At 72.0% G+C, this 23,492-nt stretch carries 18 protein-coding genes and 1 pseudogene; 7 read left to right on the top strand and 12 right to left on the bottom strand.

Going from position 1 to position 23,492, the window contains the following annotated elements:
- Positions 1-18: 18 nt before the first annotated feature.
- The 5 genes from CLT71_RS31890 to CLT71_RS31870 all read right to left on the bottom strand — a co-directional run bounded on the left by CLT71_RS31890 (position 19) and on the right by CLT71_RS31870 (position 7,675).
- A complete protein-coding gene (locus CLT71_RS31890) occupies positions 19-792 on the bottom strand; it encodes a 3-oxoacyl-ACP reductase (protein WP_101370364.1) in 774 nt (257 codons plus the stop codon).
- A 103-nt stretch (positions 793-895) separates the two neighbouring features.
- Entirely contained in the window at positions 896-3,202 is a 2,307-nt protein-coding gene (locus CLT71_RS31885) for an excinuclease ABC subunit UvrA (protein WP_101370363.1), read from the bottom strand.
- Positions 3,203-3,301: 99 nt separating this feature from the next.
- Positions 3,302-4,708, bottom strand: a complete 1,407-nt coding sequence (locus CLT71_RS31880) for an aldehyde dehydrogenase family protein (protein WP_486483566.1) — start codon at positions 4,706-4,708, stop codon at positions 3,302-3,304.
- Positions 4,689-6,059, bottom strand: a complete 1,371-nt coding sequence (locus tag CLT71_RS31875) for a glutamine synthetase family protein (RefSeq protein ID WP_199187784.1) — start codon at positions 6,057-6,059, stop codon at positions 4,689-4,691. Before CLT71_RS31875 ends, CLT71_RS31880 begins: the two co-directional genes overlap by 20 nt.
- Positions 6,056-7,675, bottom strand: coding sequence for an amino acid permease (locus CLT71_RS31870; RefSeq protein ID WP_101370362.1), 1,620 nt, complete (start codon positions 7,673-7,675; stop codon positions 6,056-6,058). The genes CLT71_RS31875 and CLT71_RS31870 overlap by 4 nt, the downstream gene beginning before the upstream one ends.
- Positions 7,676-7,853: 178 nt before the next feature.
- Between CLT71_RS31870 and CLT71_RS31865 the strand changes: the two genes are divergently transcribed.
- The 4 genes from CLT71_RS31865 (at position 7,854) to CLT71_RS31850 (ending at position 11,872) form a co-directional block, all read left to right on the top strand.
- A complete protein-coding gene (locus CLT71_RS31865; RefSeq protein WP_101370361.1) occupies positions 7,854-8,186 on the top strand; it encodes a metalloregulator ArsR/SmtB family transcription factor in 333 nt (110 codons plus the stop codon).
- Positions 8,183-9,817 carry a SulP family inorganic anion transporter gene (locus CLT71_RS31860; protein ID WP_101370360.1) on the top strand — a complete coding sequence of 545 codons (1,635 nt, stop codon included), beginning with the start codon at positions 8,183-8,185 and terminating at the stop codon, positions 9,815-9,817. Before CLT71_RS31865 ends, CLT71_RS31860 begins: the two co-directional genes overlap by 4 nt.
- 187 nt (positions 9,818-10,004) lie before the next feature.
- Positions 10,005-10,763 carry a hypothetical protein gene (locus CLT71_RS31855; RefSeq protein ID WP_101370359.1) on the top strand — a complete coding sequence of 253 codons (759 nt, stop codon included), beginning with the start codon at positions 10,005-10,007 and terminating at the stop codon, positions 10,761-10,763.
- Positions 10,760-11,872 carry an XRE family transcriptional regulator gene (locus CLT71_RS31850; protein WP_199187783.1) on the top strand — a complete coding sequence of 371 codons (1,113 nt, stop codon included), beginning with the start codon at positions 10,760-10,762 and terminating at the stop codon, positions 11,870-11,872. Before CLT71_RS31855 ends, CLT71_RS31850 begins: the two co-directional genes overlap by 4 nt.
- A 428-nt stretch (positions 11,873-12,300) precedes the next feature.
- Here the strand turns inward: CLT71_RS31850 and CLT71_RS31845 are convergent, their stop codons facing one another.
- The 3 genes from CLT71_RS31845 to CLT71_RS31835 all read right to left on the bottom strand — a co-directional run bounded on the left by CLT71_RS31845 (position 12,301) and on the right by CLT71_RS31835 (position 15,947).
- Positions 12,301-12,804, bottom strand: a complete 504-nt coding sequence (locus tag CLT71_RS31845) for a DUF456 domain-containing protein (protein WP_101370358.1) — start codon at positions 12,802-12,804, stop codon at positions 12,301-12,303.
- A 156-nt stretch (positions 12,805-12,960) separates the two neighbouring features.
- On the bottom strand, positions 12,961-15,126 hold the full coding sequence (locus CLT71_RS31840) for a GGDEF domain-containing phosphodiesterase (protein ID WP_101371962.1): 2,166 nt from the start codon (positions 15,124-15,126) through the stop codon (positions 12,961-12,963).
- A 2-nt stretch (positions 15,127-15,128) separates the two neighbouring features.
- Complete coding sequence (locus tag CLT71_RS31835; protein ID WP_101370357.1) at positions 15,129-15,947, bottom strand: SAM-dependent methyltransferase; 819 nt, start codon at positions 15,945-15,947, stop codon at positions 15,129-15,131.
- A gap of 234 nt (positions 15,948-16,181) precedes the next feature.
- Between CLT71_RS31835 and CLT71_RS31830 the strand changes: the two genes are divergently transcribed.
- From CLT71_RS31830 to CLT71_RS31820, 3 genes are all read left to right on the top strand, one after another.
- Positions 16,182-16,922, top strand: coding sequence for a DUF998 domain-containing protein (locus CLT71_RS31830; RefSeq protein ID WP_101370356.1), 741 nt, complete (start codon positions 16,182-16,184; stop codon positions 16,920-16,922).
- A gap of 222 nt (positions 16,923-17,144) precedes the next feature.
- Complete coding sequence (locus tag CLT71_RS31825; protein ID WP_101370355.1) at positions 17,145-18,458, top strand: dicarboxylate/amino acid:cation symporter; 1,314 nt, start codon at positions 17,145-17,147, stop codon at positions 18,456-18,458.
- A gap of 14 nt (positions 18,459-18,472) precedes the next feature.
- Positions 18,473-19,540 (top strand): NADH:flavin oxidoreductase/NADH oxidase, encoded by a 1,068-nt coding sequence (locus CLT71_RS31820; protein WP_101370354.1) that lies wholly within the window; start codon positions 18,473-18,475, stop codon positions 19,538-19,540.
- 48 nt (positions 19,541-19,588) lie between these two features.
- On the opposite strand, the gene CLT71_RS31815 is transcribed toward CLT71_RS31820, so the two are convergent.
- The 4 genes and pseudogenes from CLT71_RS31815 to CLT71_RS31800 form a co-directional block, all read right to left on the bottom strand.
- Positions 19,589-20,428, bottom strand: coding sequence for a GNAT family N-acetyltransferase (locus CLT71_RS31815; protein ID WP_101370353.1), 840 nt, complete (start codon positions 20,426-20,428; stop codon positions 19,589-19,591).
- A gap of 84 nt (positions 20,429-20,512) precedes the next feature.
- Positions 20,513-21,489, bottom strand: a pseudogene (locus CLT71_RS31810) (LacI family DNA-binding transcriptional regulator).
- A gap of 117 nt (positions 21,490-21,606) precedes the next feature.
- A complete protein-coding gene (locus CLT71_RS31805) occupies positions 21,607-22,512 on the bottom strand; it encodes a carbohydrate ABC transporter permease (RefSeq protein ID WP_101370352.1) in 906 nt (301 codons plus the stop codon).
- A gap of 1 nt (position 22,513) precedes the next feature.
- A complete protein-coding gene (locus tag CLT71_RS31800; RefSeq protein WP_101370351.1) occupies positions 22,514-23,443 on the bottom strand; it encodes a carbohydrate ABC transporter permease in 930 nt (309 codons plus the stop codon).
- Positions 23,444-23,492: the final 49 nt, after the last annotated feature.

The following is a 23,492-nucleotide window of genomic DNA, read 5'->3' as shown; positions in this document are numbered from 1 at the left end:
CCGCCGCGCGGCCGACGCTCACAGCGGGGTCACATAGGCACCGGTGATCCCCCCGTCGACGACGAACTGGGCGGCGGTCATGAACGAGGCGTCGTCGCTGGCCAGGAAGGCGACCGCCGCGGCGATCTCCTCCGGTTCGCCGAACCGCCCCATCGGCACGTGTACCAGCCGCCGGGCGGCCCGCTCCGGGTCCTTGGCGAAGAGTTCCCGCAGCAGCGGGGTGCCGATCGGCCCGGGGCAGAGCGCGTTGACCCGGATCCCCTGCCGGGCGAACTGCACGCCGAGTTCCCGGGTCAGCGCCAGCACGCCGCCCTTGCTGGCGGTGTAGGCGATCTGCGAGGTGGCCGCCCCCATCAGCGCGACGAAGGAGGCGGTGTTGACGATCGAGCCCCGGCCCTGGCGGAGCATGTGTGGCAGCACGTACTTGCAGCAGAGGTAGACGCTCGTGGTGTTGACCCGGATCACCCGCTCCCAGGCGTCCAGGCCGGTTTCCAGGATCGAGTCGTCGTCCGGTGGCGAGATGCCGGCGTTGTTGAAGGCGATGTCGATCCGGCCGTGCCGGGCCGCGACCTGGTCGAAGAGATCGCGTACCTGTGCCTCGTCGGCCACGTCGCAGGCCACGAACTCGCCGCCCACCTCGTCGGCGGCGGCCCGTCCGGCCTCTGCCGCGATGTCGACGCAGACCACGTACGCGCCCTCGGCGGTGAGCCGGCGCACGGTGGCCAGCCCGATCCCGCTGCCGGCACCGGTCACCACCGCCACCCGCCCGGCCAGTCGATCACTTCTCACCATCGCGGTTCCCTTTCCGTCACCGATCCGTCCCCGGCATCCTCGCGGAAGCGGCGACCGACGGTCGAGTGCCGCCGGACGCGATGGCGCCCTGGCCTGGCGCCGGCTATCCCCGGGCCGTACCCGAGCGGTGGGCCTCGGCGTCACGGACGCCACCGCGGTGACGGCGAAGGTGTTCCGCCGTCTCGGTCGAGCCGGTGGCGATCATCGCCTCCGGCGTTCCTTCGAAGACGAGTCGTCCTCCGTCACGTCCCGCCCCCGGGCCGATGTCGATGATCCAGTCGGCCCGGGAGATGACATCGAGGTTGTGTTCGACAACGATGACGGTGTTGCCCGCGTCGACGAGGCGTTGCAGGTTGTCGACGAGGGTGTCCACGTCGCGCAGGTGCAGACCGGTGGTGGGTTCGTCGAGGACGTAGCGGTTCGACCTCGACCCGCCACGGAGTTCGGTGGCGATCTTGAGTCTCTGGTTCTCGCCGCCGGAGAGCGTGGGCAGGGCCTGACCGAGGCGCAGGTAGCCCAGGCCGACGTCGATCATCCCGGCCAGTGCCTCGGCAATCTGCGGGTCGTCGAAGATGCCGACCGCTTCCGCGGCGGTCAGATCCTCGGCGTCCGCGATGGTGAGCCCGTGTACCGAGTACGCGAGCGCCTCCGCGGAGTACCGCCGCCCCTGACAGGTCTCGCACACGACGGTCTGGTCGTCCATGAACGCCAGGTCCGTCCGGATCGTGCCGGCACCCTTGCACTCCGGACACCCGCCCGTGGAGTTGGCGCTGAACAGCGCGGCGGGTACTCCGTTGGCGCGCGCGTAGATGGCGCGCAGCCGCGGTCCGATGCCGCTGTAGGTGATCAGAGTGGAGCGGCCGGTCGCGGAGACCGGTCGCTGGTCGATGCTTGTCGCCGAGTACCGCTCGGTGAACTCGGCCATGAGGCTCGACTTGCCGGAGCCGGCGACGCCGGTGACGGCGGTGAGCACCCCCACCGGGATGCCGACGGTCACGTTCCGGAGGTTGTTCCGGTCGGCGTTGGAGACCAGCAGGTGGCCGCGCGCCGGCCTGCGACGGGATCCGCTGGTGGGAGCCGTGCGGAGGGCTCGCCCGGTGGGGGTGTCGGCGGACAGGAGCCCGACGAATCCGCCCTGGAAGACGAGTTCACCGCCGCGGTCGCCCGTCTCGGGACCGATCTCGACGATGGTGTCCGCTTCGCGCATCACGTCGGGGTCGTGCTCGACGACGAGCACCGTGTTGCCGTTGTCCCGAAGCTGCCGCAGCAGGGCGATCATGTTGCGGACGTCTCGCGGGTGGAGCCCCACGGTCGGTTCGTCGAAGACGTAGAGCACTTCGGTGAGGCTGCTGTTGAGATGCCGGACCGTCTTGAGACGCTGTGACTCCCCGCCGGACAGGGTCGTGGTCCGGCGGTCGAGCGACAGGTAGCCGAGGCCGATCCCGTCCAGCGCGGAGAGCCTGGCGTGCATCCCTTCGACCACCGGGCGCACCCGGGGGTCGTCGATGGTGGCGACGAACGCGACGAGGTCACGGATCTCCATCCGGCCGAGCTGGGCGATGCTGTGCCCGGCGACCCGGACGGACCTCGCCTGCTCGTTGAGGCGTTCCCCTGCGCATTTCGGGCAGACCTCCGAACGGGTGAACCGGTCGATGATCGACTGCTTGCGGTCGGAGATGGCGTCGGAGGTGTGCAGGTAGATGCGCTCGAAGCGCTCCACCACACCCTCGTACGCCTTCGCCGGCGCGCCACCGAGCCGCGCCGCGACCGTACCGCCGTAGAGCAGTGCCTGACGCTGCTCCGCCGTCCACGCCTTCAACGGGGCGTCCGGGTCGGGCAGGCCGAGGTCGGCGTACTGCCGGTACCAGTACTGCCCCTCCCCGTACCCGGGCAGCAGGATCGCCCCGTCCTGGAGCGACCGGTCGAGGTCGAGCATCCGGTCGACGTCGCTGACGACGACCTCCCCGATGCCGTCGCAGCCCGGGCACATGCCCTTCGGATCGTTGAACGAGAACCGGTTCGACTCGCCGATCTGTGGCTGGCCGACGCGGGAGAACAGCAACCGCAGGTAGGTCCAGGTGTCGGTGCTGGTACCCACGGTGGATCGGGCGTTCCCGCCGAGCCGGCGCTGATCGATGACGACGACCGGGGACAGTCCGTGGATGGAGTCGACCTCGGGGCGGGAGTAGCGCGGTAGCCGGTTGCGCACGAACGGCGGGTACGTCTCGTTCCACTGGAATCCCGCCTCGGCGGCGATGGTGTCGAACACCAGTGACGACTTTCCCGATCCGGAGAGCCCGACGACGACGGTCAAGGCGTTCCTGGGGATGTCGATGTCGATGCCCCGGAGGTTGTTGGTCCTGGCGCCCCTGATCCGAATCGCCTTCTCCCGCGTCCGCGTCGTCTCCATGACCACGAGGTTATGCCCAGTTGTGGCCGGATCCTGGCCGCGGGCCAGCTCCGACCGTTGCCCCTTTCGCCGATCACCGGTGCGGAAGGCCGGCCGCGCCTATTCCTCGGTGGCGAGGAAGACGTTCTTGACGTCGGTGAACGCGTGCGGGGCGTCCGGGCCCAGCTCCCGGCCCAGGCCGGAGCGCTTCATCCCGCCGAAGGGCGTCCAGTAGCGCACCGACGAGTGTGAGTTGACGCTGAGGTTGCCGGACTCGACGCCCCGGGCCACCCGGATCGCCCGGCCCAGGTCCCGGGTCCAGATCGAGCCGGAGAGGCCGTACTCGGTGTCGTTGGCCAGCGCCACCGCCTCGGCCTCGTCGTCGAAGGGCAGCACCGAGACGACCGGCCCGAAGATCTCCTCCCGCCAGTGCCGCTCGGCCGGCGAGCGGGCCAGCAGGACTGTCGGGGCGTACCAGAAGCCGGGGCCCTCGGGGCAGCCGCCGGTGAAGGCGACCTCGGCACCGTCGACAATGGACGAGACGGATCGCCGTTGCCCGGCCGAGATGAGCGGGCCCATCTCCGCCGTCTCCAGCGCCGGATCCTCGACCCGGAACGCCTTGACCGCCGGCTCCAACAGCTCCAGGAAGCGGTCGTACACCGAACTCTGCACCAGGATCCGGGACCGCGCGCAGCAGTCCTGGCCGGCGTTGTCGAAAACCGCGTAGGGCGCGGTGGCCGCCGCCCGCGCCAGGTCCGCGTCGGCGAAGACCAGGTTGGCGCTCTTGCCGCCGAGTTCCAGGGTCAGCCGCTTCACCTGGGCCGCACAGCCGGCCATGATCCGGGTACCCACCTCGGTCGAGCCGGTGAAGCAGATCTTGCGAACCGCCGGATGCGTCACGAACGCCTCGCCCACCACGCTCCCCCGGCCCGGCAGCACGGTGAGCACGTCCGGTGGCAGCCCGGCGTCGAGCGCCAGTTCGCCGAGGCGGAGCGCGGTGAGCGGGGTCAGCTCGGCCGGCTTGAGCAGCACCGTGTTGCCGGCGGCGAGTGCCGGGGCGAACCCCCAGGCGGCGATCGGCATCGGGAAGTTCCACGGCACGATCACCCCGACCACGCCGAGCGGCTCGTGGAAGGTGACGTCCAGCCCGCCCGGTACCGGGATCTGCGCCCCGGTCAGCCGCTCCGGCGCCCCGGCGTAGTAGTCGAGCACGTCCCGGACGTTGCCGGCCTCCCAGCGGGCGTTGCCGATGGTGTGCCCCGCGTTGCGCACCTCCAGTTCGGCCAGTTCCTCGACGTGTGCGTCGACGACCGTGGCGAACCGGCGCAGCAGCCGGGCCCGGTCTCCCGGTGACACCTGCCGCCACGAATCGAACGCCCTGGCCGCGCGGTCGATCGCCGCCGCCGTCCCGGCCGCGCTCGTCCGCGGTACCGTGGCCACCACCAGCCCGGTCGCCGGGTTGACCACCTCGGTGACGTCGGAGTCCCCGGCGGCGGCACCGGTGCGGTCAGAGTCGTTCGAAGCCACGTCGCAACTCCCAGTCGGTCACCGCCGCGTCGAAGGCGGCCAGCTCCACCCGCGCCTGGTTGGCGTAGTGCGCCACCACCTCGGCCCCGAACGCCTCGGTGGCCAGCGGCGAGGCCGTCCAGCGGTCGAGGGCGTCCCGCAGGGTACGCGGCACCCGGGGCGCGGACTCGTCGGCGTACGCGTTGCCGGCGAACTCGGGCTCCAGCTCCAGCTCCGCCTCGATCCCGTGTACCGCACCGGCCACCAGTGCCGCGATCGCCAGGTACGGGTTGACGTCCGCCCCGGGCAGCCGGTTCTCCACCCGCATCCCCTGGCCGTGCCCGACCAGTCGAAGCGCGCAGGTGCGGTTGTCGGTACCCCAGCGCAGTGCGGTCGGGGCGAACGAGCCGGGCTGGTAGCGCTTGTACGAGTTCACGTTCGGCGCCATCAGCAGGCTGAGGTCCGGAATCGTCGCCAGCAGCCCGGCCAGTACCCGGGTGCCGATCGGTGACAGCCGGGCCGGGCCGTCGCCGAGCATCGCCGACCGCCCGTCGACACCGCGCAGCGAGAAGTGGATGTGGCAGGAGTTGCCCTCCCGCTCGTTCGGCTTGGCCATGAAGGTGATCGACATGCCCTCCTGGGCGGCGATCTCCTTCGCCCCGTTCTTGTAGACGACGTGGTTGTCGGCGCAGGTCAACGCATCGGCGTACCGGAAGGCGATCTCGTGCTGGCCGAGGTTGCACTCGCCCTTGGCGCTCTCCGGGGTCAGCCCGGCGCCGGCCATCTCGGTGCGGATCCGCCGCAGCAGCGGTTCGACCCGGGCGGTGCCGAGCAGCGAGTAGTCCACGTTGTAGAGGTTCGCCGGGGTCAGCTCTCGGTAGCCCCGGCGCCAGGCGTCCTCGTAGGAGTCGCGGTAGAGCACGAACTCCAGCTCGGTCCCGGCGTACGCGGTCAGCCCGTGCGCGGCGAGCCGGTCGAGCTGGCGGCGCAGGATCTGCCGGGGCGAGGCGGCCACCTCCCCCCGGCCGTCCGGCCAACGCAGGTCGGCCAGCAGCATCGCGCTGCCGGGCTGCCAGGGAACCCGGTGCAGGGTACTCAGATCGGGGACCATCGCGATGTCGCCGTAGCCGCGATCCCAGCTCGACATCTCGTACCCGTCGACGGTGTTCATCTCCACGTCCACCGCGAGCAGGTAGTCGCAGCCCTCGCTGCCGTGCCGAAGCACCTCGGCGAGGAAGTACGGCGCGTGGAACCGCTTCCCTTGAAGCCGCCCCTGCATGTCGACCAGGGCGAGGACCACGGTGTCGATGTCTCCACTGTCGACAGCCACCCGGAGCGCCTCCAGGCTCAGCGACGGAACCCGGGCCCTCATGCGCCGTCCCCGTCCGCCGCGACCGCCCGGTCCGGAGCGGGTGTGCCGGGGGCCGGGGCGTCCGGTACCGGGTCGGGGACGTCCGGGTCGGGTTGGGCGACGGTCGGCACCAGGTTCTGCCGGGGGCCGGTGAACCAGTGCCGGGCGCCGAGCAGCCACCAGAGCCCGGCCGCGCCGAGCACCACCGCGACCGCCACGATCGTGTAGTTGAAGGTCGTCGCGGTGATCGGCGCGGTGGTCGGGAGCACGAAGAGTACGCAGATCACCGCGACCCAGCCGATCGCCAGCCAGCCGACCAGCGGGCTCCACCGGCCGAGGTGCCACGGGCCGGGGCGGAAGTCCGGGCTGCGGCGGCGCAGGAAGACCGGCCCGACGTAGGCGATGTAGAGGCCGATCACCGCGATCGAGGTGGCCGCCAGGTAGGCGGTGGTGTTCCACAGCGACGGCAGTACCAGCAGGGTCGAGCAGGCGACGCAGAGCCAGATCGAGTTGGTCGGGGTGCCGGTGCGCGGGTTGACCCGGCGCCAGATCGCCGAGCCGGGCAGCGCGCCGTCCCGGCTGAACGCGTACGCCATCCGGGAGTTGGCGGTGACCGAGGCCATCCCGCAGAAGAACTGCGCCACCACGCAGATGAAGAGCAGGAAGGTGCCTGTGGTGTGGCCGGTGGCGTCGATGAAGATCTGGGCCGGCGGAAGCCCGAGTTCGGTCTGCCGCTGGGCGTCGTAGTCCCGGATCGACCAGGTGATCGCGACCAGCAGGAAGAAACCGGCGACCACCGAGACGACCACCGACATCACGATGCCCCGGGGAGCCGCCCGGGCCGCGTCGTGGGTCTCCTCGGCCACGTGCGCGCTTGCGTCGTACCCGGTGTACGTGTACTGCGCCATCAGCAGCCCGATCAGTACGGCGTAGACGGCCGCGCCGGAGAAGTCGAAGCCGGTGGCGTTGCGTACCTCGAAGAAGACCTCGGAGATCGGCTTGTGCTGGTCGGGCACGACCGCGAGTACCCCGACGATCACCGCCACCCCGACCAGGTGCCACCAGGCGCTCACGTCGGAGAGCAGCCGGACCAGGTTGACCCCGAAGGTGTTCAGCAGGCCGTGCGCGATGATGATCACCAGGAAGACCACGAAGGTGCGTTCCGGGGTGACCTCGACGTCGAAGGTGAGGCTGAGGAACGCCGAGGTGGTGATCGCCGCCCCGAAGTCGATGGCGGCGGTGACCGCCACCTCGCCTAGGAAGTTGAACCAGCCGATGAACCAGGCCCAGGCCGCCTTGTTCCGTTTGGCCAGCGCCGCCGCCCACCAGTAGAGCGCCCCGGCCGTCGGGTAGACCGAGCAGATCTCCGCCATCGCGAGCGCGACAAGGGTCACCATGCCGCCGACGAAGAGCCAGCCGAGGGTGATCGCGAGCGGACCGCCGGAGTTCATCGCGATGCCGTACGAGGTGATCGCGCCGGCCAGGATCGAGATGATCGAGAACGAGACGGCGAAGTTGGAGAAGCCGGAGAGCTTCCGGCGCAGTTCCTGCTGGTACCCGAGTTCGGCGAGGCGCTGCTCGTCGAGGTCGACCCCGGGGTCCACCGGCGTACGCGGCGGCGGGACAGCTGTGCTCATCGGCGTCTCCTTGGTCCGGCTCCGGGGATGGGACGCAGAGTGTGACCGGCATCACGCCTCTGTCCGAGATCGTCCGCCTACCGAAGATCCACGTCAACCGATGCCGGCCGAGTGACCCGGATCACGATCTCACCGGGGGCGTCGACTAGGCGATTTGAAGAAGTCTTCAATTGCTCATATGCAGGTTCCGCTGTACCAGGCAAAGGCAGAGTTCTTCCGGATGCTCGGGCACCCGATCCGGATCCGGGTACTCGAACTCCTCGGCGACGGCCCCCGGCCGGTACGCGAACTGCTCGCCGAGACCCAGGTCGAGGCCTCCAACCTCTCCCAGCAGCTCGCGGTGCTGCGCCGGGCCGGGATCGTGGTCTCCACCCGGGAGGGCGCCACGGTCGTCTACGCCCTAGCCGGCCCGGACGTGGCGGACCTGATGCGAGCCGCCCGGCGCATCCTCACCGAGATGTTGCAGGGCCAGGCCGAACTGCTGGCGTCCCTGACGGTGGAACCCGAGTGAGCGCCACCGACGGTGAAAACCGGTCGAGCGGTGACGGCGCGGGCCGGAGGATTCTCCTCGGCCTGCTGCCCGGCCGGGCCGACCTGGCCGCCGTACGCCGGAATCCCCGCGCCGACCTGCTGGCCGGACTCACCGTCGCGGTGGTCGCGCTCCCCCTGGCGCTCGGTTTCGGTGTCGCCTCCGGACTCGGCGCCGCGGCCGGACTGGCGACCGCGATCGTGGCCGGCTCGCTCGCCGCCGTCTTCGGCGGCTCCAACCTCCAGGTCTCCGGGCCGACCGGGGCGATGACTGTCGTACTCGTGCCGATCGTCGCGCAGTACGGGCCCGGCGGGGTACTCACCGTCGGGCTGCTCGCCGGCCTGATCCTGGTCAGCCTCGCCGTCGCCCGGGCCGGGCGCTACGCGCGGTTCGTGCCCGCCCCGGTGGTGGAGGGCTTCACCGCCGGCATCGCGGTGATCATCTTTCTCCAGCAGGTTCCGTCCGCACTCGGCGTGCCGGCACACGGCGAACAGGTCCTGACCGTCGCGGTGCGCGCGGTGGCGGCGTTCGCCGCGCAGCCGCACTGGCCGTCGGTGTACTTCTCGGCCGGCGTCGCGGCCCTGGTCCTGCTCGTGCTGAGGTGGCGACCCCAGGTGCCGGCCGCCCTGCTCGCGGTCGGGGCGGCAACCGTCTGCGCCCGGGTGTGGGACGTCGACGTCGCGCGGATCGGCGCGCTGCCGGCGACACTGCCCCAGCCGTCGCTGGCATTCCTCCGGCTCGACGCCATCGGCGCGCTGCTCACCTCGGCGGTCGCCGTCGCGGCGCTGGCCGCCCTGGAATCGCTGCTCTCCGCCACCGTCGCCGACGGGATGCGCCGCGGCGAGCGGCACCACCCCGACCGGGAACTCTTCGGGCAGGGCATCGCCAACATCGTCACGCCGCTCTTCGGCGGGGTACCGGCCACCGCGGCGATCGCCCGCACCGCCGTCAACGTACGGGCCGGAGCGGTGTCCCGGCTCGCCGCGCTGTCACACGCGCTCGTACTCGCGGTGATCATGCTCGCGGCCGCCCCGCTGGTCGCCGGCATCCCGATCGCGGCGCTCGCCGGGGTACTGCTGGCGACCGCCGTCCGGATGGTGCACCTGGGTACGTTGCGGTCGCTGGCCCGAGCCGGCCGCTCCGACGCGCTCGTCCTGGCGCTCACCGCCGGTGCCACGGTGCTGCTGGACCTGGTGGCCGCAGTACTCCTCGGCCTGATCGTCGCCGGAGGACTGGCCCTGCGCAAGGTCGCCGGCTCGATGCGGGTCGACCGGGTACCGCACGACGAGCACCTGCCGCACTTCGCCGTGTACCGGCCGAGCGGACCGCTCTTCTTTGCCGCCGCGCACCACCTGCGTCAGGCGCTCGCCCGGATCGACGGGGTCGACGTGGTGCTGTTGCGCCTCTCCCGGGTCACCGCCATCGACGCCTCCGGCGCGCTGGCGCTGCGCGAGGCGGTCGAGGACCTGCACGACCGGAACATCACGGTGCACCTCTCCGGAATCCGGCCCGAGCATCGGCGGGCGCTGGCCGCGCTGGGTGTACTGGCCCTGCTGCGGGAACGGGTGCACGCCGACGCCCCGACCGCGATCGCCGCCGTCAAGTCCGGCTGACCCGCCACCGCCGGACACGAGCCGCCACCGCCGACACGATCCCCGGCACCGCCGACACGAGCCGGCACCGCCGGACACGACCCGGCCTCGCCGGCACGGCTTGGCGATCGGTCGGTCCGGCGCCGCCGTGGCGTGTCGGCACTTGATTTCGGCAATATCATCCGGGGTTTCGGCTAGGTTTTCCCGCATGAGCTTGCTGGGTGACGCGGTGGCGGTGCTGGACGAGCGGGGCGTGCTGGACCGGCTGGGTCGACTGATCCAGCAGGTCTACCGGCGCGCCGCCGACCGGCACGAGCCGGAACTCGGCGACGACGCGATGAGCTTCGGCACCACCGTCTGGCGCAACCTGACGAACCTCGGCAAGGCCGAGTTCGAGGGGCTGGACGGCATCCGGGTCCGGCTGGAGGACAACTCGCTGGAGGTCATCTGCGCCGGCTACGTCGTCCGGCTCTACTCGTTGCAGGGCGGGATCGAGTCGATCCGCTGGGAGGGCAGCGAGGCCCGGCTCGGCGGTGCCGTGGAGAACAGCCGCGACGGGCAGCTCGCCTTCGACGACGAGGGGCAGTTCCCCGAGGTCTTCGCCGGGGTGGTGCCGCCGAAACGGCACATCCGGATCGCGCACACCGGGGACATCGTCACCGGCGAGGCGGTCGCCTACATCGGGCTGCCCCGGGACAACCGGGACAGCGGATCTCCCTGGTTCGAGGTACGCCTCTGGTTCGGTGAGCCGGCCATCACCGGGGCGCCGCTGCCGGTGGTGGCCGGGGCGGTGCCGCAGCCCCGCACCGACGAGCTGCCGATCCCCGAACTGGACCTGCTCGCCCTCCAGCCCGCCGACCCGGGCAGCGGCTTCGGCGCCGCCGGGTCCCGGTCGTCCGGCACCGCCGCCGAGTCCCGGTCCTCTGCCGCCCGGTTGTTCGGCCGTCCGGCCGAGCGGTCCGCGTGACGGGCCGGCCCCGACCGCCGGTACCCGCCGCCGCAGCCGCCGCCGCGTTCGCACCACACGCCCTCGCCCTGGCCCGCCGGTGGCGACGGATGCGCAAGAACGAGCTGGCCCGGCAGGTCGGAGTCACCGCGGCGGCGGTCAGCCAGTACGAGCTGGGCCAGGCCCGCCCGTCGGCGGCGACCCTGGCCCGGCTGGCCCTGGCACTCTCCATGCCCGTCGAGTTCTTCGCCGCCGGCTTCGGCGTGCCGGTCACCTCCGGACAGGCGCACTTCCGCAGCCTGCGCATCACCAGCCAGGCCGAACGCGACCAGGCGGAGGCGTTCGGCGAACTCGCCTGGCGGGTGGTGGAGGCGGTCGAGCAACAGCTCCGGCTGCCCCGGCTCCGGTTGCCGCACCTGGAGCTGGCCGAGCCGACCGGCCCGGACGACGTACGCGCCGCCGCCGTGACCGCCCGGGAGGCGTTCGGTCTCGGGGCCGCCCCGCTGCCGCACATGGTCCGGCTGCTGGAGTCGGCCGGGGTGATCGTGCTTGCCCTGCCGGACGTCTCCGAACGGGTCGACGCCTTCTCGCACTGGTACGGCCAGCGCCCGTTCGTGTTCCTCAACCCGGAGAAGGACGACCACGCCCGGTCCCGGATGGATGCCGCACACGAGCTGGGGCACCTGCTGATGCACCACGACGCCGAGCCGGGCAGCCAACTCCTGGAACGCCAGGCGACCGCCTTCGCCTCGGAGTTCCTGGCCCCGAGCAGCGTACTGCGCTCCGAACTACCGCCCCGGCTCGACTTCGACCGGCTGCACGAGCTGAAGCGCCGCTGGGGGATCAGCCTGAAGGCGCTGGTCTACCGGGGCCACGACCTCGGCATCTACCGGGAGCACACCTACCGGCGCGGAATGGCGCTGCTCGCCCAGTGGGGCTTTCCGGAGCCGGGCGACCTCGGCCCCCGCGAGCAGCCGTCACTGCTCGGCAAGGCCGTCGAACTCCTCGCCGGGCAGCAGGTCACCGTCGACCGGCTGGCGGCCCGGGCCGGACTGCCGCCGGGGCTCACCCGAGCCGTGCTGGACGCCGGCACCGAGCACGTCCCCGAGCTGGAGATCGCCGTGCCCTGAGCCGCTCGGATCCGTCCCGCCGTCGGCTCCGGAGGCCGGTAATTGCGTTGCCCACCTGGCCTTTCGACCGCATGATCTAAGGCGTGACTCAGGAGCAGCACACCGCACGCCGCCGTCGTCGGCGTACCGGGTCCCTGGCCTGACCGGACGGCATCGCGCGCGATCTCGGCGCGCCGGTCCGGCAACCGCCGGACCCGAGGGGGCCCCGCCCGGGGCCCGACGCCGGGTTCTCGGACAACCCGGCCTCCCGCGGCGGCGCGGGGCGCGGTCACCTCTCTCATCGGGTACGACGCAGGTCGTGCCAGCGCCCGCCCCGCGCCGCCGCACCACACCCTCCGGCCGACCGGCCGGAACTACCCCGCCCTGTCCCGCCATGCTGCGCTGAGCACGAGGCCGCCACGCTCAGGTGCGCGCGAAGCGCGGCACGCTCAGGTGAGGACGAGGCCGACCAGCCAGACGCCGGTGATGCCGAGCGCCGCCGCCAACTCGACCAGCAGGGCGAGCCCGACCGCCGAGAGCGCGTGCCGGGTGGACGGCCACGCCTGCTTCGCGTCCCCGAGCCGGGCCAGTTCGGCGAGCCAGAGCCCGAGTACGAAGCCGAGCACCAGCCCGACCACCGGCACCACGAAGAACCCGACCAGCCCGAGTACGCCACCGGCCAGCAGCGACATCGTCGGCACCCCGCTGCGCTTGAGGTTCCGCCCCGGCCAGAGGTACTTGACCGCGGTGCCGAGTACGGCGATCACGGTGGCGAGGCCGAGCACCACCCAGCGGCCGAACCCCTCGCCGTCGCCGAAGAACGACCAGACCGCCACGCCCAGCCAGCACAGGATCAGCCCGGGGATGATCGGCACGATCACCCCGCAGACGCCGATCAGGATCGTCACGCCACACAGGAGGGTCACCACTGACTCGGTGTCGGTCATGTCCACGCCTCCCAGGGTGCCCTACCGGTCCAATCCACACCGCATCCGCCACCCCGGACAACGGCCGGTACCCCGGACACCGGCCGGTACCCTGCGGATGCCCGACGGTACCCTGCGGACGCCCGACGGCATCACCTGCGGCGTCGGTCGGCATCTTCGGGGTCAGACCGCGTCCTCCCGGCGCCGGGCGGCACGGGCGGTCAACCGCGCGGTGATCTCGTCCTCCGGGGCCGGCGCGGCGAAGTAGCGGCCCTGGGCGGCGTCGCAGCCCAGCGCCCGGAGCTGGTCCGCCTGGCCGAGCGTCTCCACCGCCTCGGCGGTGACGGTCAACCCGAGGGCGTGCGCCAGCCGCACCAGCGCGTCGACTATCCGCCCGTCCACCAGGCCCTGCCGGTCGCTGGACCGGATCCCCTCGACGAACGGGCCGGCGAGCTTCAGGTTGTGGATCGGCAGCCGGCGCAGGTACGCCAGGTTGGAGTAGCCGGTGCCGAAGTCGTCGATCGCCAGCCGTACCCCGAGGGCGGCCAGCCGGCGCAGTGCGGGCAGCGGCTCGCCCGCGGTGGCCATCACCGCACTCTCGGTCAGTTCGAGTTGCAGCAGCTCGGCCGGGAGTCCCGTCTGGCGCAGCACCTCCGAGACCGTGCCGACGATCTCCGGGTCACGGGCCTGCCGGGCGGCCAGGTTCACGCTCACCACCAGCCGGGCGTCGGTGAACTCGCGGTGCCACCGGCTGGCCGCCTCGCAGGCCTGGGTCAGCACCCAGCGACCGAGTTCGACGATCAGTCCGCTCTCCTCGGCCAGGCCGATGAACTCGTCCGGGCCGAGCAGCCCCAGCTCCGGATGCCGCCACCTGATCAGCGCCTCCACCGCGCAGATCGTCTCGTCGGCCAGGGTCACGATCGGCTGGTAGTCGACGGTGAACTCGCCCCGGGCAAGCCCCGCCGACATGCCGGCGATCAGGGCCGACCGGGTCTGCTCCCGGGCCCGCCGCGCCGGGTCGTAGCTCACCCACCGGTTCCGGCCCTCGGCCTTGGCCCAGTAGAGGGTGACGTCCGCCGCCTTCATCAGCTCGGCGACCGATGTGGTGGCGAGCGGACCGGAGACCACGCCGATGCTTGCCGACACCGACAGCCGGTGCTCGCCGAGCTGGACCGGCTCGGCGACCGCCGCCAGCGCGAGGTCGGCCACCGCCTTGACCGCCCGGCAGCCGGCGTTGTGGTCGATCAGGATCACGAACTCGTCGCCACCCATCCGGGCGACCAGGTGCCCCTGATCGGCGACGCAGTCGGCGAGCCGCCGGGCGACGGTGACCAGCAGGTTGTCCCCGAGGTCGTGCCCGAGGCTGTCGTTGATCGCCTTGAAGCCGTCGAGGTCGAGGAAGCAGATCCCGACCCGGTCGTCCGGCCCGCCGGCGGCGAAGACCTTGCCGAGCCGCTCGAAGAAGAGGGTACGGTTCGGCAGCCCGGTCAGCGGGTCGTGCGACGCCTGGTAGCGCAGCCGCTGCTGGAGCTGGTGCCGTTCGGTGATGTCCTGCACCATCGCCACTGTGAACCGGGGCCGCCCGTCGTCGTGCCGGATCAGCGAGACCGCGAGATCGGTCCAGACCGAGCTGCCGTCCTTGCGGTAGTAGCGCTTCTCGATCCGTACCGCGTCCTGCTTGCCCTCGATCAGTTCCTGGTACAGCTCCCACATCCCGGCCGCGTCCTCGGGGTGGAAGAGCGCGGCCACGTTGATCTCACGCAACTCGGCCACGGAATAGCCGAGCAGTTCGGCGAAGGCCCGGTTGACGTCGATGATCTGCCCGTCGAGGTCGGCGATGCCGATCCCGATCGCGGCGTCGACGAAAACCGCCCGGAACCGCGCCTCGCTGTCCCGCAGCGCCTGCCCGGTCCTGTCCCGGGCCTCCAGCACGGCCTGGGCGATCCGCTGCTGCTCACCAAGGGTCCGTCGGCGCAGCGCGGCGGCGAACCCCGCCGACAGGGCACCCTGGAGGGCGGCGACCCGGGGCGCCACCGTCGCCTCGGGCAGGCCGGGCAGCACGACGGCCCGGAACTGCTCGCCGAGGGCGCGTACCGACCAGTCCAGCACGCCGGGCTCGATGAGGTGGGCGTCGACCAGGGCCTGGCCGACGTCGTACCCCGGCTGGGTGCTGAACGGTTCGGCGAGTACCGCCTCGGCGAGTCGTACGCTCTGCGCCAGCAGCAGCCCCTCGTTCTCCGGGGCACTCCGCGCGACGAAGCCGCACCGGGCCGCCTCCCGCGCCCAGCGTTGCGCGTACAGCCGCGCACCGGCGGCGTCGTATCCCGGGGCGGCGACGGGGGCGGACACCACTAACCCACGCCGTTGTCGTGCCGGCCCACGCCGCCGAACGCGCCGAGCCGCTCCGGATGCTCCCCCGGATCGGTCGGTTCGTCGGGTCGCCACAGCGGCATGTGCACCACGCCCGGTTCGACGATGGTGAAGTCGCCGAAGAAGGCGGTGATCTCGGCCCGGGAGCGGAGCGTGATCTCGGTCGACGTCCGGGCGGAGAGCCGCTGCGCGTCGAGCATCTCCCTGGGCTGGTCCTCGTGGGTGGAGTGCGACAGCAGCAGGTAGCTGCCGGGGACCGTGGCGGCACGCAGCGTCGCCAGGATCTCCTGTGGACGGTCGGAGTCCGGGATGAAGTGCACCACCCCGGCCAGCAGTACGGCGACGGGGCGGCTCAGGTCGATCACGCCGAGCTTCTCGGCCTCGGTCAGGATCCGCTCCGGCTCCCGCAGGTCGGCGTGGATCACTCCGGTGTACTCGTTGCCGGCCAGGATGGACCGACTGTGCGCCACCGCCACCGGGTCGATGTCGACGTAGCAGATCCGGGCGGTCGGGTTCAGCGCCTGGGCGACCTCGTGCACGTTGCCGACGGTGGGGATGCCCGAACCGATGTCGAGGAACTGGTCGATGCCCTCGCCGACAAGCATCCGTACGCCCCGGCGCAGGAACGCCCGGCCGGCCCGCATCGTCTCGGCCAGGTTCGGTGTCATCCCGGCGATCTGCTCGGCGAGTTGCCGGTCGATCTCGAAGTTGTGCGCGCCGCCGAGGAAGTAGTCGTAGACCCGGGCGGCGCTGGGCCTGGTCAGATCGATGTCCGCGGGTAGCCCGTCCGGAAGTCGCATGTCCGCCTCAGCTTCGTCACTCCGGCCCGTGCAGGGGCTGGTCGGCCACGACCTGCGGCCGGCGGGAAGCGCCGACGAACCCGGCGGGGTCGTGGTGATCGACCCACACTTTAGGGCCTGTGCAGCGGATCTTCTACCGGCCGTATGGCGCCGGGATAGGTTTGCCCGCATGGCGCAGGCAGCGGTCGTCCGGAAGATTGGCATCGATGGCCTGGTCGTCGGAGCGGTCGGCGGGTGCCCGCACCGGATCGGCGGCCCGGCCCGACCCCGGCCCGTCCGGTGGTGACCCGCCCGGAGGTGGCCGACCCCGAGGTCACCCGCCCGGTGACCACGGGTACCGGCGCCACCACGGTCCGACACCCCGCCGTCGCGTACGCCGCTGCGGCCAGCGTGCTGTTCGGTACGGTCGCGGTCGCCCTCGCCGTACTCGCCGGCCCCGCCCCGGAACTCGCCGGGTACGTCAGCGAGGCCGGCGCCTCGGGCAGTACCACCGTCTGGGCGTACCGGATCGGCCTGCTGGCCACCGCCGCCGGGCAGGTACTCCTCGGTGCGGCCCTGCCCGCCGTGTCACGGCTGGCGACCGGGCTGCTGTTGGCGAGCGCTGCCGCCACGCTGCTCTCCGCCGGGGTGAGCTGCCGGTCTACCTGCCCGCTGCCGCCCTTCGAACGGGTGACCCTGGCCGACGTGGTGCACGGCGGCGCCAGCATCGCGGCGGTGGCCGGCACGGTCTTCGCGATGCTGGCGGTGGCCGCGACGACCGACGCGGCCCGGCCGCTGCGCTGGATCTCGACGGTCGCCGCCGTGTTCGCGCTGCCGCTGTCGGCCGTCGCCGGCCTCACCATGCTGCTGGTCGGCCGCAGCGTCCTGATGGGCGCGGTCGAGCGGCTCCTCCTGCTCGACCTGGCCGCCTGGGCGATCGCCACCGCCCTCACCCTCGGGCTGTCCCGGGCGCCCGCCGGGTCGAGCCGGCTGTAAGGCGCCTCACGACGGTCCGTCCTTTCATTACCGGCGGAGTCGTCGTATCGTCTGCTGACGATGACCAATGTCTGGTTCCTCACCGTGCGCCTGTATGTCGATCTCCGACTACAGGCCAGCGGCTGCTGTCGCGACTGACCCCTGCTCCGTCGACCGCAGACCGCCGATCCGGCATGCGCCACCGAACCGCCCGCCGGATCCCAGACACCTGGGACTTCTCCTATGACATCGGTTCTTCGCAAAATTCCCTTCTCGGCACAGATTCTCGCCGGCCTGGTCCTCGGCGTCGCCCTGGGTTACCTGGCCCGGGCCGCCGACCTCTCCTGGCTCGGCACCACCCTCGACCAGATCGGCAGCATCTTCGTCCAACTGCTGCGGCTCGCCGTACCGCCGCTGGTCTTCACCGCCCTGGTGGTAAGCGTGGTCAGCCTGCGCGGGGTGGCCAACGCCGCCCGGCTGGCGCTGAAGACCCTGCTCTGGTTCGGCATCACCGCGCTGATCGCGGTCGGCGTCGGCATCGGGCTCGGCCTGCTCGTCAACCCCGGCCGGGGCGTCACCCTGGACGTCGCCGGGGCCAAGGCGCCGGAGCGGACCGGCTCGTGGACCGACTTCCTCACCGGCATCATCCCGGAGAACCCGGTCGGCGCCTTCGTCGAGAACAACGTGCTCCAGATCGTCTTCCTGGCCGTGGTCGCCGGGATCGCGTCGCTGCTGGTCGGCGCCGCCGCCGAGCCGTTCGTCAACTTCAACCGGGCGCTGCTGGCGATCACCCAGAAGGCGCTCTGGTGGCTGATCCGGCTCGCCCCGATCGGCACGCTGGGCCTGATCGGCCACGCCGTCGAGGCGTACGGGTGGGACCTGCTGGCGCCGCTGGCCAAGTTCACCACCGCGGTCTACGTCGGCTGCGCGATCGTGCTGCTGGTGGTCTACCCGCTGGTGCTGATCGTCGCCGGCAGGCTGAACCCGCTGCGGTTCTACGCCGGCACCTGGCCCGCGATCGAGCTGGCCTTCGTCTCCCGCTCGTCGGTCGGCACCATGCCGGTGACCCAGCGCTCGGTGGAGCAGATCGGCGTTCCCCGCGAGTACGCCTCGTTCGCGGTGCCGTTCGGCGCGACCACCAAGATGGACGGCTGCGCCGCGATCTATCCGGCGCTCGCCGCGATCTTCGTGGCCCAGGTCTTCGGAGTCGCCCTGAGCCCGCTGGACTACCTGCTGATCGCCTTCGTCTCGGTGGTCGGCTCGGCCGCCACGGCCGGGCTGACCGGCGCGCTGGTGATGCTCACCCTGACCCTGAGCACGCTGGGCCTGCCGCTGGCCGGAGCGGGTCTGCTGCTCGCCATCGACCCGATCCTCGACATGATCCGGACCGCCACGAACGTCGCCGGGCAGGCGCTGGTGCCGACCGTGGTCGCCGCCCGGGAGGGCGTACTGGACCGGGCCGCGTACGACTCCGCCGGCCGGCGCGAGATCCTGGACGAGGAGCCGCCGGCCGAACAGCCGGCCCGGGACCGGGATCCGGCACCACAACCGGCCTGACCGAAGGGGAGCGGATGAGCGTGCTGTTCAGCCCGTTGACGCTGCGCGACGTGACGCTGCCCAACCGGATCGCGATGGCCCCGATGTGCCAGTACTCGGCCGGTCCGGACGGGCTGCCCACCGACTGGCACCGGGTCCACCTCGGCTCCCGGGCGGTGGGCGGGGTCGGGCTGGTGATCAGCGAGGCGACCGCGGTGGTACCCGAGGGCCGGATCAGTCCCCGGGACACCGGCCTCTGGTCGGCCGCGCACGTCGACGCCTGGCGGCCGGTCACCGCGTTCGTCGCCGCCGCCGGTGCGGTGCCGGCGGTGCAGCTCGCGCACGCCGGCCGCAAGGCGTCGACGTACTGGCCCTGGTCGAAGCTCACCGGTGGGGTGCCGGACGAGGAGGGCGGTTGGACTCCGGTCGGCCCGGGCACCGAGCCGTTCGTGCCGGCGTACCGGACTCCGGCCGCCCTGGACCGGTCCGGCATCGACCGGGTGGTGGAGGCGTTCGGGCGGGCCGCCGAGCGGGCGCTGGACGCCGGTTTCCGGGCGGTCGAGATCCACGCCGCGCACGGCTACCTGCTGCACGAGTTCCTCTCCCCGCTGGTCAACACCCGCACCGACGGCTACGGCGGTGACCTGGCCGGGCGCAGCAGGTTCGTCCTGGAGGTGACCCGTACGGTCCGGGCGGCGGTCGGCGAGGACGTACCTGTGCTGGTCCGGATCTCGGCCACCGAGTGGGTGCCGGGCGGCTGGGCGCCGGCCGACAGCGTGCTGCTGGCCAAGCTGCTCGCCGAGGCCGGCGCCGACCTGGTGGACTGCTCCTCCGGCGGCAACCTGCCCGACGTCGAGGTCCCGCTCGGCCCCGGCTACCAGGTGCCGCTCGCCGCCCAGGTGCGCCGGGACGCCGGGGTGCGGACCGGCGCGGTCGGGCTGATCAGCGAGCCGGAGCAGGCCGAGGCGATCGTCGCGGCCGGCGACGCCGACCTGGTGCTGCTCGGCCGGGAACTGCTGCGCGACCCGTACTGGCCGCGCCGGGCGGCGGACCGGCTCGGCGCCGCCGTGCACGCCCCGGAGCAGTACCTCCGGGCCTGGTGAGCCGGGCGGGCGCGTCGGTGAGCGAGCCGATGCTCCGGGCGACGCCGGTCAGAAGAGCACTGTGGCGAAGGTGCCTACCGAACGGAACCCGCAGCGCTCGTAGACCCGGCGGGCCGGGGCGTTGTAGTCGTTGACGTAGAGGCTCACCGTGGGCGCCACCCGGGCCAGGGCGTCCCGGACCACCGCCGCCATGGCGGCCACACCGATCCCCCGCCCCCGCCAGGCCGGGTCGACCCAGACCCCCTGGATCTGCGCGGTGCGCCGGGTGACGACCGCCAGCTCGGCTTTGAAGATCACCTGGCCGTCGACGATCCGGGCGTACGCCCGGCGGGCCCGGACCAGTTCGGCCACCCGCTGCCGGTACGCCCGCCCGCCGTCCTCGGCCAGCGGCGACACCCCCACCTCCTCGGTGTACATCGCCACCGCCGCCGGAAAGAGCGCGTCGACCTCACCCGCGCGTACCGGATGCACGTCCGGGTCGGGCGCCACCTGCGGCGCCGTCCCGGTCGCCAGCAGCGGCTGGTTCGGGCGTACGTCCCGGGCCGGTCCCCACCGGCCGGAGAGCCGCTCCCAGAGCCCGAGCACCCCGTCGGCCCGCCCGACGATCGACGAGCAGGTGCGCTCCTCGGCACCGAGCGCCTCGGCGAAGGCGGCGATCGCCGGCCGGCCGGCACAGACCGGGGTGACCTGGCCGCCGAGCCAGCAGAGCGACTCCAACCCGTCCCGGTTGCCGTAGCCGAGCACCCGACCGTCAGCCCGCCACCAGGACAGGCCGTTCGCGGCGATCCGCTCGGCCACCTGCGCGGCGGCGTACGGGTCGAGGTCGAGGATCCGCTCCACCGCGCCGCGTTCGGCCTCCCCGAGCTGGCGTACCGGCACCATCAGCACGCCTACCAGCGTGCCAGATCATCGGCCGGGGAGCGGGCCGGATCACCGCGCCGCCCCCGGGCGGGTCCCGGGATCGGCGACCCGCTACGCCGACTCCCGGACCACCAGCTCGGTGGGGAGGATGACCGCCGCGTGCGAGTCGCCGGCCAGGTGCCCGAGGAGCAGCCGGACCATCTCGGCGCTGATCCGCTCCCACGGCTGCCGGATGGTGGTCAACCGCGGCACGGAGGTGGTGGCGACCTTCGAGTCGTCGAAGCCGCCGACCGCCACGTCGTCGGGGATCCGCTTGCCGGCCCGGCGCAGCGCGGCCATCGCACCGCTGGCCATCAGGTCCGAGCTGACGAAGACGGCGTCCAGCTCCGGCACCTGGCGGAGCAGCTGTTCCATCGCCGCCTCGCCACCGTCGGAGGTGTAGTCGCCGGTCACCACCAGCCGGGGATCGACCTCGCCGAGCACGTCGTGGTAGCCGGCGAGCCGGTCCACCCCGCCGGAGGTGTCCAGCGGACCGGTGATGGTGCCGATGGTGCGGTGCCCCGGGAGCGCAGATAGCTGACCATCTGCCGGGCGCCGCCCCGGTCGTCGGCGGCGACGTAGCTGACGTCGCGGTCCCGGCCGAGCGGGCGGCCGACGGCGACGAAGGGCAGCCCCCGGGAGTCGAGTTCGTCAAGCAGCGGGCTGCCGGCGTGGGTGGAGATCACCAGCGCGCCGTCCACGTGCCCGGCGGTGACGTACCGGCCGACCCGCTTGCGGTCCTCCTGGGTACCGGCGATGGTCAGCAGCAGCGTGATGTCGTGCTCGGCCAGCTCCTGGGTGCAGCCCCGGAGCAGGATGTTGAAGTTCGGGTCCTCGAAGAGCCGGTCCTGCGGCTCGGAGAGGATGAACGCCACCGAGTCCGAGCGCTGGGTGACCAGGCTCCGGGCGTGCTGGTTGAGGACGTACCCGGTCTTGCGGATCGCCCGCCGCACGGCCTCCAGCGCCGGGCCGCTCACGTTGTGCCCGCCGTTGAGCACCCGGGAGACGGTGCCCCGGGAGACGCCGGCCACCGCCGCCACGTCGTCCATGGTCGGGCGGGGCCTCGTCCGGTGGGTACGGCTACGGCTGCGGTCGGGCGCGGTCACGCTGTCATTGTCCCCGGGTCGGCGGCCTGGGGCGGCACCGGTGCTTGTGACACACCTCGCCTACGCCTTGACCGAGCCGGAGATCAGGTCCACCCGCCAGTACCGCTGGAGGGAGAGGAAGAGGGCCACCAGCGGGATGATCGACAGCAGCGACCCGATGATCACCAGCCGGTACAGCGCGGGTTCGGTCGAGCCCCGGTTGAGCAGCGTGTAGAGCCCGAGCGTGACCGGGAACCGGTCGTCGTCGGCGAGCATGATGAACGGCAGCAGGAAGTTGTTCCAGATGGCCACGAACTGGAACAGGAAGACGGTGATCAGTCCGGGCACCATCATCGGGATCGCCACCCGGCGGAAGATCCCGAACTCGCTGGCGCCGTCCACCCGGGCCGCCTCGATCACCGAGTCCGGCACGGCCGAGGCGGCGTAGATCCGGGCCAGATAGATGCCGTACGGGCTGACGATGCTGGGCAGCAGCACCGACCAGTACGTGTCGGTGAGCCCGACCTTCGCCAGCAGCAGGTACTGCGGGACGGCCAGGATGATCCCCGGCACCAGCACCCCGGCGAGCAGTACGTTGAACACCACCGACCGGCCGGCGAACTGGTATTTGGCCAGGGTGTAGCCGCTCAGCCCGGAGACCAGCGCGGAGAGCGCGGCACCCACCCCGGCGTAGAAGGCGGTGTTGAGCATCCACCGCCAGAAGATCCCGTCCGCGTACGTCGACAGGTCGATCAGGTTGTCCAGCATCGAGGTGCTCGGGGCGAAGGTGAAGCTGGTGAAGAGCGTCGACCCGCTCTTGGTCGACGCCACCAGCACCCAGAGCACCGGCAGCAGGCAGTAGACCGCCCCGATCAGCAGTACGGCGGTGGGCACCAGTTGCGCCCAGCGGGGCCCGTCGGCGGGTCCGCTCCCGGGGTTGGCCGGTGCCCGGCCCGGGGTGAGGGTGTCGGCGGTTCTGGTGGCCATCTCAGCGCTCCTGTCCGAATGCCCGGTTCTGCACCAGCCGCAGGAAGCCGAAGGAGAGCACCAGGGTGACGGCGGCGATCAGCACCGAGGTGGCCGCGGCGGCGTACGGGTCGTCGGTGGCGAAGGCGTCCCGGTAGACCTTCATCAGCGGGGTCCAGGCCGACGAGATCGAGTTGGTGAGTGGCCGGAGCGCCATCGGTTCGACGAAGACCTGGAGCGTGGCGATCATGCTGAACACCGTGGTCATCACGAGCGCGGGTACCAGCAACGGGATCTTGATCCGCAGCGCGATCTGCACCTCGGAACAGCCGTCGAGCCGGGCCGACTCGTACAGCTCCAGCGGGATCGCCCGCAGCGCGGTGTACAGCACGATCATGTTGAACCCGACGCCGCCCCAGAGCGCGATGTTCACCACCGCGAAGAAGACGGAGTTCCGGCCGAGCAGGTCCGGTTCGGGCAGCCCGATCCGGGCCAGCAGGTCGTTGACCGGGCTGGTCGCCGGCAGGTAGAGGAAGCCCCAGAGCAGGCTGGCGATGATCCCGGGCACCGCGTACGGGAGGAAGATGGCGGTACGGGCGAACCGGCCGTAGCGGACCCGGGGCCGGTCCAGCAGCAGGGCCAGCAGCAGGGCCAGGCCGAGCATGGTCGGCACCAGCAGTGCGCCGTAGCCGAGCACCCGCAACCCGCCCGACCAGAGTTCCGGGTCGCCGATCGCGTCGCGGTAGTTCTCCAGCCCGGCGAAAACCTCTTTCCGGGCGCCCCGGCCCAGCCCGAGCCCGCTCACCTGCACCTTGCGCAGGCTCAGGTATCCCGCGTAGCCGATCGGCAGGATGACGAAGAGGACGAAGAGGATCACCGCCGGGGCGAGGAAGGCGTACGGGGCTGCCGTACGCCTTCCCCGGCGGCCGACCCGGGTGGTGGCCGTGGACATCGACGCTCCGTTCAGGTCGGCCGGTCGTGGTCATCTCGGCCGGTCGTGG

The organism is Plantactinospora sp. CNZ320 (assembly GCF_002846275.1).
Note: the sequence above shows the minus strand (reverse complement) of the source record. Positions and strands in the feature narration are given on the sequence as shown.